This window comes from Vibrio sp. 10N.239.311.G01, assembly GCF_041465805.1.
In the GTDB taxonomy this organism is placed as follows: domain Bacteria; phylum Pseudomonadota; class Gammaproteobacteria; order Enterobacterales; family Vibrionaceae; genus Vibrio; species Vibrio crassostreae_C.
In genome coordinates this window covers 129,362-142,333 of the sequence record NZ_JBFSRM010000001.1, presented here as the reverse complement: position 1 = coordinate 142,333, position 12,972 = coordinate 129,362, and the positions used below count along the sequence as shown (strand labels likewise).

Annotated in this window: 10 protein-coding genes; 5 read left to right on the top strand and 5 right to left on the bottom strand. The window is 44.5% G+C overall.

Annotation, left to right across the window (positions count from 1 at the left end; translation table 11 throughout):
* Positions 1–281 precede the first annotated feature (281 nt).
* Both nhaB and dsbB read left to right on the top strand, forming a co-directional pair.
* The gene (gene nhaB / locus AB6D06_RS00630) at positions 282–1,874 is read left to right on the top strand and encodes a Na(+)/H(+) antiporter NhaB (protein ID WP_136973544.1); all 1,593 of its coding nucleotides are present in this window, start codon (positions 282–284) and stop codon (positions 1,872–1,874) included.
* Positions 1,875–2,021: 147 nt separating this feature from the next.
* Positions 2,022–2,531: a disulfide bond formation protein DsbB gene (gene dsbB, locus AB6D06_RS00625; protein ID WP_102394342.1), complete on the top strand. Its 510-nt coding sequence runs from the start codon at positions 2,022–2,024 to the stop codon at positions 2,529–2,531.
* Between the two features lie 127 nt (positions 2,532–2,658).
* Here dsbB and AB6D06_RS00620 read toward each other — a convergent pair whose 3' ends face one another.
* A complete protein-coding gene (locus AB6D06_RS00620) occupies positions 2,659–3,279 on the bottom strand; it encodes a YecA family protein (RefSeq protein ID WP_102394331.1) in 621 nt (206 codons plus the stop codon).
* A gap of 175 nt (positions 3,280–3,454) precedes the next feature.
* On the opposite strand from AB6D06_RS00620, the gene dusC reads away from it, so the two are divergent.
* Positions 3,455–4,411 carry a tRNA dihydrouridine(16) synthase DusC gene (gene dusC / locus AB6D06_RS00615; protein WP_017069187.1) on the top strand — a complete coding sequence of 319 codons (957 nt, stop codon included), beginning with the start codon at positions 3,455–3,457 and terminating at the stop codon, positions 4,409–4,411.
* 132 nt (positions 4,412–4,543) lie between these two features.
* On the opposite strand, the gene AB6D06_RS00610 is transcribed toward dusC, so the two are convergent.
* The 3 genes from AB6D06_RS00610 to yfbV form a co-directional block, all read right to left on the bottom strand.
* Positions 4,544–6,010 carry a GGDEF domain-containing protein gene (locus AB6D06_RS00610; RefSeq protein WP_372109818.1) on the bottom strand — a complete coding sequence of 489 codons (1,467 nt, stop codon included), beginning with the start codon at positions 6,008–6,010 and terminating at the stop codon, positions 4,544–4,546.
* 251 nt (positions 6,011–6,261) lie between these two features.
* On the bottom strand, positions 6,262–7,227 hold the full coding sequence (locus AB6D06_RS00605) for an ABC transporter substrate-binding protein (protein ID WP_017062167.1): 966 nt from the start codon (positions 7,225–7,227) through the stop codon (positions 6,262–6,264).
* Positions 7,228–7,529: 302 nt separating this feature from the next.
* Positions 7,530–7,982: a terminus macrodomain insulation protein YfbV gene (yfbV, locus tag AB6D06_RS00600; protein ID WP_017062168.1), complete on the bottom strand. Its 453-nt coding sequence runs from the start codon at positions 7,980–7,982 to the stop codon at positions 7,530–7,532.
* A gap of 341 nt (positions 7,983–8,323) precedes the next feature.
* Between yfbV and AB6D06_RS00595 the strand changes: the two genes are divergently transcribed.
* Both AB6D06_RS00595 and pta read left to right on the top strand, forming a co-directional pair.
* Positions 8,324–9,520 (top strand): acetate kinase, encoded by a 1,197-nt coding sequence (locus tag AB6D06_RS00595; RefSeq protein ID WP_017062169.1) that lies wholly within the window; start codon positions 8,324–8,326, stop codon positions 9,518–9,520.
* A 147-nt stretch (positions 9,521–9,667) separates the two neighbouring features.
* Positions 9,668–11,833, top strand: a complete 2,166-nt coding sequence (gene pta, locus AB6D06_RS00590) for a phosphate acetyltransferase (protein ID WP_017062170.1) — start codon at positions 9,668–9,670, stop codon at positions 11,831–11,833.
* An 82-nt stretch (positions 11,834–11,915) separates the two neighbouring features.
* On the opposite strand, the gene AB6D06_RS00585 is transcribed toward pta, so the two are convergent.
* The gene (locus tag AB6D06_RS00585; protein ID WP_372109817.1) at positions 11,916–12,854 is read right to left on the bottom strand and encodes a glutathione S-transferase family protein; all 939 of its coding nucleotides are present in this window, start codon (positions 12,852–12,854) and stop codon (positions 11,916–11,918) included.
* Positions 12,855–12,972 lie beyond the last annotated feature (118 nt).

Sequence of the window (12,972 nt, the reverse complement as noted above, 5' to 3'; positions counted from 1 at the left end):
TATGCTTGCGCTACTTTGATCGCGTTTCTCAACAAAAAAGAGGTATTTTTAGGGCTACAGGGCTTTTCCTGTTGACTAAATGTTATCTAAGAGTAAAGTTGCGCTCAAAAATAAGCAGTGCTTGAGTTTCTAAGGGAGTGACTTGGCAAGACCACAGAACATTACATGGAATGTAGTTTTTCTAAGTCACTGTTAGTTATAGTTTTTAACAATTTCTATAGCTCGATTCTCAAAATGTTGTATTGCTTGTCTATTCATAATCAACATAAAAGAGTATTAACATGCCGATGTCTCTCGGAAACGCTTTTATCAAGAACTTCCTTGGTAAAGCTCCTGATTGGTATAAACTTGCCATCATTTCCTTTTTAATCATCAACCCGTTTGTTTTCTTCCTAGTTGACCCATTTGTTGCGGGCTGGCTATTGGTGGTTGAGTTTATTTTCACTCTAGCTATGGCTCTCAAATGCTACCCACTTCAACCGGGTGGTCTATTAGCTATTCAAGCAGTCGCCATTGGCATGACCAAACCAGAAATGGTTTATCACGAGCTGCAAGCAAACCTTCCTGTATTACTCTTGCTCGTATTCATGGTTGCTGGCATTTACTTCATGAAAGAACTGCTTTTGTTCATTTTCACGAAGATCTTGCTTGGCATCCAATCTAAAATTTTACTCTCCGTTGCCTTCTGTGTTGCTGCCGCTTTCTTATCAGCATTCCTAGATGCACTAACAGTAATCGCCGTAGTTATTAGCGTTGCGGTCGGCTTCTACTCTATCTACCACAAGGTTGCATCAGGCAAGGGCACAACGTCTTCGCACGATCATACTCATGATGAAGAGATCTCAGAGCTAACTCGTGATGACCTAGAAAACTACCGTGCTTTCCTACGTTCACTGCTAATGCACGCTGGTGTGGGTACAGCACTGGGTGGTGTAATGACCATGGTAGGTGAACCACAAAACTTGGTAATTGCTAAGCAAGCAGGTTGGGAGTTCGGTGAATTTATCATCCGTATGCTGCCAGTAACACTACCTGTTTTCTTCTGCGGTATTTTAACTTGTGCACTTGTCGAGAAATTCAAAGTGTTTGGTTACGGTGCTCAACTACCAATGAATGTTCGCCAAATCTTAGTTGAGTTTGACAACAAAGAACGTGCAAACCGCACGAAGCAAGACGTAGCAAAACTATGGGTTCAAAGTGCAATCGCAGTTTGGCTTATCGTCGGCCTTGCACTTCACGTTGCTGAAGTAGGTTTGATTGGCCTGTCTGTGATCATCTTAGCTACAGCATTTACGGGTGTTATTGAAGAACACTCTATGGGTAAAGCCTTTGAAGAAGCGCTGCCATTTACTGCACTTCTTGCCGTTTTCTTCGCTGTTGTTGCTGTGATCATCGACCAAGCTCTATTTAAGCCAGTCATCGATGCAGTACTTCACGTTGAAGATAAAGGCGCACAGCTCGCACTCTTCTATATTGCCAACGGTATTTTATCGATGGTTTCAGATAACGTGTTCGTCGGTACGGTTTACATTAACGAAGTGAAAACTGCACTGGTTGAAGGCATCATCACTCGTGATCAGTTCGACCTACTTGCTGTTGCTATCAACACTGGTACTAACCTACCTTCTGTTGCAACGCCAAACGGCCAGGCTGCATTCCTATTCCTATTAACATCAGCACTTGCTCCGTTAATTAGATTGTCTTACGGTCGCATGGTTATCATGGCGTTGCCATACACCATCGTATTGGCACTGGTTGGCCTAGCAGGCATTGTGTTCTTCGTAGAGCCAATGACAGCATGGTTCTATGATGCAGGTTGGATCATTCAACGCACTGGTGAAGTCGTTGCTCCAGTTATCTCTGGTGGTCATTAAGCTAAACATTGTGTCGCAAACCACAATAACTATAACTAACTAATCAAAAATATTAGTTGATTAGGAAACTTATCCAAGATAAAAAGCTCTGAGTAATCAGGGCTTTTTTATTTTATAGACAGGATTCAATTCGTGAACTTTTTAGCAATGATCAAAGACTTCTCTAAGGGACGTTTATCTTGGCTTTTACTGCTGGCTTTTATTGTCTTTTTTGAAGCGTGCGCTCTCTTCTTCCAACACGTGATGATGCTTGGTCCTTGCGTGATGTGTATCTATGAGCGCGTTGCTATGCTCGCTATCGGTGTTGCCGCCATGATTGGTGCGATTGCCCCGAATAACCCAATATCACGCTGGTTAGGCCTTGCTAGCTGGGGATTTGGCGCATACAAAGGTTTGATGCTTGCTTTAGAGCACGTCGATTACCAGTTCAATCCGTCCCCTTTCGCAACCTGCGACTTATTCGTAACCTTCCCTAGCTGGGCGCCTTTAAACCAATGGGCTCCGTGGATGTTTGAGGCTTACGGCGATTGCAGCAAGGTTGTGTGGCAGTTCTTCGATCTTTCTATGCCTCAGTGGCTAGTAATTATCTTTGCAGGTAACTTGGTTGCTTTCGGTATTGTGGTTATTTCTCAATTTGTGAAGTCGAAAAACGACTAACAGTAAGCCGTTGACACTTGGACAACAAAAAAGTCGACCACGAGGTCGACTTTTTTATTACTTAAGCTTTTGAACATATTAAGAGAGTCTGTTATTCACACAAACTAAGTTGCTCAACAAGCCGTGATTAGCTGCTTTTACCGCAGCATTGTTTAAACTTCTTGCCGCTTTCACAAGGGCAAAGGTCGTTTCGACCGATGTCTTTAAACGGGTTCACGCTCTGGGACTTATTGCCCAACATAGCTTCATCCGCTGCCATTGCCACTTCTGAGATCATCAGATCGACTTGACCCACTAAATCGGCAAGCGATGGTGGGTTAGTAAGCCCTGCAGCGATCATTTGTTGTTGAGTTTGCTCTTCATCAATCGCAAGCATCAAGGTGGTTAAGAGCGCTTGCAACATGCGCAGAGTACCATCCGCGACTGTCACGTTCTGCCACTGCTCTTCCACTGTTGGCCAAACCATCATGAAGCCTTCAGAAAAATCAGCGAACTGTTCGTTAAAGTCACCTTCAGCCAGTACGTCTGTTAATAGGTATTCATTACGCTGAATCAGGTTGTGCTGGCGATTAATCTGTTCTGTCACCGTTTTTACCAGCTCTTTACCCGCTTCAGGCGCAACGATAACCAGCCACTCTTCTGGATCGAGTGGTTTGGTCGCTAAGTTAGAGGCAAGGATTGCACCTTCCATAAACTGCGGAGTAATGTCAGTGATTGATTCTGGTAGGCTTAATAATTGATATGTCATGAAAGCTCTGGATATTGGGCATTTTCGATATTATAACGCCATCCTCCCAAAGATGTCGCTATTAAGAGACGAAACCATCATTAAGACATGCACCACACTCATAGTGACAATTCTGTAAGCACACCGTACAATCACGCCTCGAATTTTTCGGTTCATTCAGTTTTGGTAAAGCAACATGCGCGTAATACTTGGCCCTATGGAGGGCGTTCTAGACCACCTAATGCGTGAAATTCTCACAGAGATTAATGATTACGATCTCTGTGTGACAGAGTTTGTGCGCGTCGTAGATCAACTTCTTCCCCCGCATGTGTTCCACCGTATTTGCCCTGAGCTACATCAAGGCTCTCAGACCATGGCTGGTGTGCCAATCCATCTCCAACTTCTAGGGCAACACCCAAATTGGATGGCCGAGAATGCTTTTCAAGCTGCTAGCTTAGGCGCGAAAGGGATCGATCTTAATTTTGGTTGCCCAGCAAAAGCGGTCAACAAAAGTAATGGTGGCGCTTCATTGCTAAAAGAGCCAGAGCTCATCTATCAAGTGGTGAACGCCTGTCGAGAAGCGGTACCGGCACACATTCCTGTGTCCGCAAAGATTCGATTGGGTTGGGAGCATCCGGAAGAGTGCTTTGAAATCGTCGATGCCATCGAACAAGCCAAAGCTGACGAACTCACCGTGCATGCAAGAACCAAAGTTGGCGGCTATAAAGCCAGCGAAATCAAATGGGACTTCATCAATCAAATAAGAGAAAAAACATCTCTGCCGTTGATTGCTAATGGGGAGATCTGGAACTATCAAGATGGTCAAGATTGCATAGAAGCAACAGGCGTCGATTCATTAATGGTCTGCCGTGGTGCTTTCAATATTCCAAACCTTGGTAACGTCGTTAAGCACAACCACCAGAAAATGCCGTGGGATAAAGTCATTGAACTTTTGCTGCGCTATTCAGAGTTTCAAATTAAAGGGGACAAAGGCATGTACTACCCCAATAGAGTGAAGCAGTGGTTTGTTTATCTGAGTAAAGGCTACCCTGAAGCGAACGAACTGTTTAAAGAAATTCGTACTTTCAAAAAGGCGCCACCGATTGTAGAACGCCTTCAGCGTTATCAAGAAGAACGCCGCCAACCTGTTTAAGATTATGTTTAGGGTTAAATACCCAACGCTACAAACGTGTTTACCGGTGCAAATAAGCTTTGCTTGGTAGACACGTTCGCTCTTCCCTCTTTCATTTTCATTTTCATACAAAGCATCGATTCAATAACGTGGTTAAAATTTAAGACGGTCTTTACCCGTCGTCTTAGCCACGTACAGCTTTTCATCGGCGTACTTAAATATCTCATCGAAGTTAAGTTTACTTTGCTCAGTTTCAACAATGCAGACACCGCCAGACACCGTAAATCCATTTGGAATAATGTCGGCTGAAGTGGAACAAATCGCATTCTTCACTCGCTCTAATGTTCTCATCAAAGTTTCACGATCTTCGCCTTTCATATAAACGACAAACTCTTCACCGCCAAACCGTGCTGCAACGTCACTGCTTCGAATACTGTTGCTGATCTGACGCGACATATAACGAATCACATCATCCCCCTTATCGTGGCCGTAGGTGTCGTTAATTGACTTAAAATCATCAATATCGAAGACGGTTAATGCAAACAGTTGATCGTGCTCTACACTGCGCCAGAACGCTTCTAAGCCACGACGATTCAATAACCCTGTCATAGGGTCTTTGGCTGCGAGATCTTTGAAGTAACCACGTTCAATATTGGAATTGACGTAGAAGAAGATGGTTACTGAGAACAGATACACAATGATGGCAACAATAAGGCTGTCTTTCTCGTAGACGAAAAAGTGCTCAACCTCTTTCGCGATGTCTAATTTGTAATACATCGCATGGTGAGACGAGACACCATCCAGTTTGATCTCGTGATAAAAAGCAGCAGAATCTACCGGAGTCGCTAAAGTGGTATCAATGATATCGATCCGACCTGCAAGATGCTCATTCGAGTTTGCGAGCAGCTTGTCAGCATTAATATCCACCGACAGCATCCCTTGGTGAACGCCTTTATGGAATACAGGGATCGTCATACTGATTATACGGTCAAGGGAATCAAAACGATAACCAGGGCCTGAAAGGGTGAGTTGGTCAGGGTTGTTGGCAGTTTTCTGCCAATAAGGACGACTCTTTATGGTCGCGAGTAACTCTTTGCTCAGCCCTTTGGCAAAACCTTCAGGTGAAGAGATCACATAGCCGCTCGTATCAATAAAGTGCACGCCGGCATGGTATTCATCAAGCTGGGATAAAAATGAAAGAATAGGAGCTAACGCTATTTTTTCTGACGCGCTCTTATAACTATCACTGCTTTCAGAACAAAGAGACTCTTGACCGATTAGCATATAGTCGATATCGACAGAGGGAATGTCTGAGGTTTTACCGTCGGCAAGTAGCAATACATCAATGGGCCAAATTTGGCAAAGACCATCCACAACATGTTTGTTGTGATCAAGAAAGAGAGGGTTTCCTGATTTATAATAGTTGGAGAAGCTGTAGTCTAGGGCTGTCGCCACTTTTGTGGTTCTTTTGAACACATCTTCAATACGATGAAACTCACTACTGATATCTTTTTCTACCGCGTCAAAATGATTCTTTCCTATTAGGCCAAGTAACATCGCGGCGATCACAGCGGGAAACCCGAAAACAAAGGTTAGGCTAAAGTGCCTATTTACTTTCATATAATGTGCTCTTAGCGTTCAGCTATTTTCATTTTCCCCATTAATATTATTACATTAATCGGCAATTCGCTCGACGTAAAATAATGTAAATTGATATTAACGACACACCTAACGGTCAAATAACCGCTTACAAATGAATAAAATAGAGAAGCGCCAACATATAGAGCAGGTGAGTTTGTTATCTGAGCCCATTTCAATGCTGTTAATAATATGACTTATGGCCTATTAGCTCACCTAACACCAAACTCAATTCACCGGCTAATGACCGCACGCTCAATCACAGATTGAGGCACTGTCACGCCAAGCTCACGAGCAGCATCTAGGTTGACCACCAGCTGAGAGCTCTGCGCAGTTTTGACACTCAACTTCCCGGGCTTCTGTCCTTCCAGAATGGCTGCGACATAATCCGCGGTCTGAACCCCAACATCATAATAATCTAGACCTAAACCAGCAATCGCTCCCTTTCCGACATAAGATGTGGCGCCTGCGACGACTGGCGTATCTGCATGGTTAGCCGCTTTGATAAGACCCTCCATGCCGCTTGCAACCGTATTATCGGTCAAGGCATAGATAACATCGGACTTCTTAGCAATGGATTCTGCTTTTGCTTCGACATCGTCAACAGTCAGCGCTTTTTCGGTGTGAAGTGTATAACCGAAATCTCGAGTTGCCTTTCTCAATAACCCAACTAACGCAACGGCATTTGCTTCTGCTGGGTTGTAAACTACACCGATTGAATTAGCTTCAGGGAGCAGTTCTTTGATTAATGACACATGCTGAGTGATCGGAGATAAGTCAGAAAGCCCCGTGACATTACGCCCCGGCTTTTCTAATTGTTTAACGAGCCTAGCGCCGATAGGATCCGTAACCGCGGTAAACACGATAGGAATCGAGCGAGTCGCCGACACTAAGGCTTGTGAAGTCGGTGTCGCGATACCAACAAGTACATGTGGATTTTCACTGACGAGCTCTCTGGCAATCTTGGCTGCCTGAGCCGGGTTACCATTCGCCATTTCATAGGAGAATTCTAAGTTCTTACCGGGTTCATAACCATTGGCTCTCAATCCTTCAAGAAGCCCTAAACGTGTCGCATTCAGATCTGGATGGTCAACAACTTGTGAAACCGACACTTTGGCCACGTTTGCCATTGCATTGCCAGTCCATAGCAACATCAAGCAACTTAAAACCGCTGCCAATACCTTTCTTACAGAACTCATTATCGCTCCCTGAATCAAGCTCTACCCGTCATTACTCGCTCAAAGAGAACAACATCAAAATCACTATTGACATTATTACCAGTAACCATTGATAACTTGAAGTGATATTTAACAAAAATACAACAAGGCTCGAGTTATGTGAGAAAGGTTATATTGACTTCGGAGGAAGGTAAGAAACCAAGTGAATAAGGACAGGTAAGCTAAACGGAAAGTAAGCGAGGTAACAAAAAGAGGAGCAAATCTGAGAACAAGCTATAGAAGATGAATAGTTGTTTTCAGACAAGAGGGAGAGCTGGGATTCTTTAGAACCAACGCTCCATTGAGGATTTATCTAACTGACGAAAGGCACGATTTAAAATGATTGCCAATTCTTTATAGCGAGGGCGCGGCTTCATAGGCTCTAACGCAAAACCCGTTTCAGTGATCTTTTCATGCAGTTCGCGGTACCACGATACTAGCGCCGGCGGAAGTTGTGTATTTGAGCGATTGCCCAACCACCACATACCTTGTAGCGGCAAGCTGATCGCAAACAAAGCCATAACCACAGCCTGTGGCATCGCTTGGTAATTATTAAAGACCATTTGTGTAAGAACACTGATAGCGGCAATCGCAGGCATCACTTTCACGCCAAAACGGGTCGCTTTAATAATGCGTTGCTCAGGGAAAATAGCGTTTAACTCTTTTCGAACAGGCCAGAGATCCATGTACTTTTGGCCATCTTTTAAACTACTAGCTAAACCAACTCTATTGCTCATATGAGTCTCCCATTAAAAAAAAGTTGAAATCATCAACTAAAAACACAAAAATTTGACGAAAAATAATATTCTTTCAAATTTTTTTGTTATATTTGCACAATATCGCTATTATTTGCAGACCTCAATCTCATTGTTGCCCTTATTTACAATTTAAGCAACTTTGAGAAGACTTCTGCAAGGAATGCACAAGCCTCTTTTTGATAAAGAGCGCTTTCACTTTATACGGAAATTAACGTTTTTTTGACCAAGGTTAGTACGCAAGCCTATGTGCTTCGACTATTCTTGAGATTAATTTTCATCCTTAACTGATTTCGATCAGAAAAATAAACAGGTAGTCATTAATGTCTAAGCTAGTTTTAGTTTTAAACTGTGGTAGTTCTTCTCTTAAATTCGCTGTTGTTGATGCAGAAACAGGTGCAGAGCACCTAACTGGTCTTGCTGAGTGTCTAGGTCTTCCAGAAGCTCGTATGAAGTGGAAACTTGATGGCAAGCATGAAGCACAACTAGGCGCGGGCGCAGCTCACGTAGAAGCACTATCTTTCATGGTAGAAACTATTCTTGCTTCTAAGCCTGAGCTTAAAGCTAACCTTGGCGCTATCGGTCACCGTATCGTACACGGTGGCGAGCAGTTCACTTCTTCTGCACTTATCACTGATGAAGTTCTTAAGGGTATTCAAGACGCTGCGACTTTCGCACCTCTTCACAACCCTGCTCACCTTATCGGTATCGAAGCGGCTCAACAGAACTTCCCTGGTCTACAAAACGTTGCTGTTTTTGACACTGCGTTCCACCAAACAATGCCTTCTGAGTCTTACCTATACGCTCTACCGTACAACCTGTACAAAGAGCACGGCATCCGTCGTTACGGCATGCACGGTACTTCTCACCTATTCATCACTCGTGAAGTTGCAGGCCTACTAAACAAGCCAGTTGAAGAAGTTAACATCATCAACTGTCACCTAGGTAACGGCGCTTCTGTATGTGCAATCAAGAACGGTAAATCTGTAGACACTTCTATGGGTCTTACTCCTCTTGAAGGTCTTGTAATGGGTACTCGTTGTGGTGACCTAGACCCTGCAATCATCTTCCACCTACACGACGCACTTGGTTACTCTGTTGAAGAAATCAACAACATGCTAACTAAAGAGTCTGGTCTTGCTGGTCTAACTGAAGTGACTTCTGACTGTCGTTTCGTTGAAGACAACTACGGTGAGAAAGAAGAAGCAACTCGTGCAATGGACGTGTTCTGTCACCGTCTAGCTAAGTACGTAGCTGGTTACACTGCAACTCTAGAAGGTCGTCTAGACGCAATCACTTTCACTGGCGGCATCGGCGAGAACTCAGGCCCAATCCGTGAAATGGTTCTTAACCGCCTAGGCATCTTCGGTATCGAAGTTGACGGTGAAGCTAACCTTAAAGCTCGTTTCGGCGGCGAAGGTACTATCACTACAGCTAACAGCCGTATCCCTGCAATGGTTATCTCTACTAACGAAGAGCTAGTAATTGCTGAAGACACTGCGAAACTAGCAGGTCTTTAATTGATTTTCCTGACTAGCTTCATTCGAAGCTAGTCAGTTTTTCATATCAAGAAAATGGGGCTCAACTTCTATTCCTACCCCAATTTAAATATCGGTGGGAATAGCAGTTGAGCTTTTTTTATTTCCAATAGTCAAAGGTGTTCGTCAATGTCACGTACTATTATGCTTATCCCTACAAGCGCTGGTGTTGGTCTTACTAGTGTTAGCATGGGTGTTCTTCGCGCTATGGAGCGTAAGGGCGTAAGTGTTTCTTTCTACAAGCCAATCGCTCAGCCTCGCAGCGGTGGTAACCAACCAGATCTAACGTCTACTATCATCAGCGCAAACAGCGACATTAAGATTGGTGAGCCAATCGCAATGACTAAAGCTGAAGCTTTGATCGGTAGCGAAAAAATGGACGAACTTCTTGAGTCTGTTGTTGAGCAATACAACAAGATCAACAAAGACGCAGAAGTTACGCTAATCGAAGGTCTAGTACCTACTCGTAAGCACCCATTTGCTAACCAAGTGAACGCGGAAATCGCAAAAACACTTGGCGCGGAGATCGTATTCGTTGCGACTCCTGGTACTGACAACCCTACGCAGCTTAAAGAGCGTATAGAAGTAGCATGTTCTAACTTCGGCGGTACTAAGAACAAAAACATCAAAGGCGTAATCATCAACAAGCTTAACGCTCCTGTTGATGAGGCTGGCCGTACTCGCCCTGACCTATCTGAAATCTTTGATGATGCAGACAGCGCTCAGCAAGCGAACCTTGAAGTAATGCAAATCTTCAACTCTAGCCCTATCCGTGTTCTTGGCTGCGTGCCATGGAGCATCGATCTAATCGCAACTCGTGCGGTTGATATGGCTAAGCACCTTAACGCTGAAATCGTTAACGAAGGTGAAATCTCAACTCGTCGTATTAAGAGCATCACTTTCTGTGCACGTTCTCTACCGCACATGATTGAGCACTTCAAACCAGGCTCACTGCTAGTAACTTCTGCAGACCGTCCTGACGTTATCGTTGCTGCGGCTCTTGCTGCGAAAAACGGTGTTGAGATTGGCGCAATCCTGCTTACTGGCGGTTACGACATTCCAGAAAGCATTGCTAACCTTTGTGCACCAGCATTCGCTTCAGGTCTACCGATCTTCAAGGCTCAAGGTAACACTTGGCAGACATCTCTAAACCTACAGAGCTTCAACCTAGAAGTTCCTGCAGACGATAAAGAGCGTATCGAGTTCGTTAACGATCACGTTGCAAGCCACATTGATGGCCCTTGGATTGATTCTCTATCTGAAGGTACTCAAGGCATCCGTCGTCTAAGCCCACCAGCATTCCGTTACCAGCTAACTGAATTTGCTCGTAAAGCGGCTAAGCGCATCGTTCTTCCTGAAGGTGATGAGCCACGTACAGTTAAAGCTGCGGCTATCTGTGCTGAGCGCGGTATCGCAACGTGTGTACTTCTAGGTAACCCTGAAGAAATCCGTCGCGTTGCAGCGCAGCAAGGTGTTGAGCTTGGCGCTGGCGTTGAGATCATCGATTCTGCATCAGTTCGCGAAAACTACGTAGCTCGTCTAGTAGAACTTCGTGGCGCTAAAGGTATGACTGAAGTTGTTGCTCGTGAGAAGCTAGAAGATTCAGTATTCCTAGGTACTATGATGCTTGAAGCTGGCGAAGTTGACGGCCTAGTTTCTGGTGCTGTTCACACAACGGCGAACACTATCGTTCCTCCGTTCCAGATCATCAAGACTGCTCCTGATGCTTCTATCGTATCTTCGATCTTCTTCATGCTTCTGCCTGATCAAGTTCTTGTATACGGTGACTGTGCGATCAACCCAGATCCAACAGCTGAACAGCTTGCTGAAATCGCTATCCAATCTGCAGATTCTGCTGCGGCATTCGGTATCGACCCACGCGTTGCTATGATCTCTTACTCTACTGGTGAATCTGGTAAGGGTGCAGACGTAGATAAAGTACGTGAAGCGACGAAGCTTGCTCAAGAGAAACGTCCAGATCTAGTGATCGACGGTCCTCTACAATACGATGCTGCTATCATGGAAAACGTTGCTGCTTCTAAAGCACCGAACTCTCCAGTAGCTGGTAAAGCGACTGTATTCGTATTCCCAGACCTAAACACTGGTAACACGACTTACAAAGCGGTACAACGTTCAGCAGATCTAGTATCTATCGGTCCAATGCTTCAAGGTATGCGCAAGCCAGTAAATGACTTGTCTCGTGGCGCTCTAGTAGACGACATCGTTTACACAGTAGCTCTAACGGCTATCCAAGCAGACCAAGCTGCACAAGCTGAAGAAAAAGTAGTTAACTAATTTTCTTTTTCAGAAAGCAAAAACCCTAGATGTTTATCTAGGGTTTTTTTACGCCTGAAGAAAAGCGGATTAATTAATGATTCTAACCACGTCCGTGAGGCGAATCTAAATCCAGATCAGGCCCTTTAGGCACCACTTGAGTCGGGTTGATACCAGTGTGGCTGTAATAGTAGTGGCGCTTGATGTGGTAGAAATCCGTAGTCTCTTTAATACCCTCTATTTGATAGAGCTCTTTTAGATAACCTTGGATATGTTTGTAATCCGCAATTCGTTGCTTGTTACACTTGAAGTGACCCACATAAACCGCATCAAATCGAACCAGAGTGGTAAACAAGCGCCAATCCGCTTCTGTAATCTCGTTACCCGCCAAATAGCGATGTTCGCTAAGGTGCGCATCTACTTTGTCTAAGGCTTCAAATAACGCTTCATACGCCTCTTCGTAGGCTTCTTGTGTTGTCGCAAAGCCGGTTCGGTATACGCCGTTGTTGATGTTTGGGTAGATATAATCATTCCACTCATCAATCTTCTTGGACAACTCCCACGGGTAGTAATCATCGGTGTTACCCGTTAGCTCGTTAAACTCTGAGTTAAACATGCGAATGATTTCAGACGACTCGTTACTCACAATGGTGTTGGTTTTCTTATCCCACAGCACAGGTACCGTTACTCTACCCGAGTCGTCAGGCTTGGCTTGAGTGTAGATTTGGTGCATGCGGGTATGGCCAAATAGAGGTTCAGGTAACCCCATTTGCCAACCTTCACTCATCATGTCTGGGCAAACAACCGTCACGTCAATGTGATCGGTTAGGTCTTTCAGCTCACGGAAGATAAGGGTTCGGTGCGCCCAAGGGCAAGCCAATGATACGTATAAGTGATAACGGCCGCTTTCAGGCTCAAACTGCGCGCCCGGTTTGTTCTCTATCCAGTGACGAAAGCCCGCATCTTCACGAACAAACTTACCACCGCTTTCTTTGGTGTCGTACCACACATCGTGCCAAACACCTTCAACTAACTTACCCATATCCAAACCTCTGTCATCGAAACTTTTCTCTAGTATAAAAAAAGCCAACTTTTTCAAAACTAGAAGAAGTTGGCTTAGTTGTTCGAATATTTTGATGAAGCTTGTTGAGCGAACCAAT

Coding starts and splice junctions, on each gene's coding strand:
- AB6D06_RS00620 (WP_102394331.1), bottom strand. CDS start 3,279: ATGACATATCAATTATTAAGCCTACCAGAATCAATCACTGACATTACT.
- AB6D06_RS00585 (WP_372109817.1), bottom strand. CDS start 12,854: ATGGGTAAGTTAGTTGAAGGTGTTTGGCACGATGTGTGGTACGACACC.
- pta (WP_017062170.1), top strand. CDS start 9,668: ATGTCACGTACTATTATGCTTATCCCTACAAGCGCTGGTGTTGGTCTT.
- yfbV (WP_017062168.1), bottom strand. CDS start 7,982: ATGAGCAATAGAGTTGGTTTAGCTAGTAGTTTAAAAGATGGCCAAAAG.
- dusC (WP_017069187.1), top strand. CDS start 3,455: ATGCGCGTAATACTTGGCCCTATGGAGGGCGTTCTAGACCACCTAATG.
- AB6D06_RS00605 (WP_017062167.1), bottom strand. CDS start 7,227: ATGAGTTCTGTAAGAAAGGTATTGGCAGCGGTTTTAAGTTGCTTGATG.
- dsbB (WP_102394342.1), top strand. CDS start 2,022: ATGATCAAAGACTTCTCTAAGGGACGTTTATCTTGGCTTTTACTGCTG.
- nhaB (WP_136973544.1), top strand. CDS start 282: ATGCCGATGTCTCTCGGAAACGCTTTTATCAAGAACTTCCTTGGTAAA.
- AB6D06_RS00610 (WP_372109818.1), bottom strand. CDS start 6,010: ATGAAAGTAAATAGGCACTTTAGCCTAACCTTTGTTTTCGGGTTTCCC.
- AB6D06_RS00595 (WP_017062169.1), top strand. CDS start 8,324: ATGTCTAAGCTAGTTTTAGTTTTAAACTGTGGTAGTTCTTCTCTTAAA.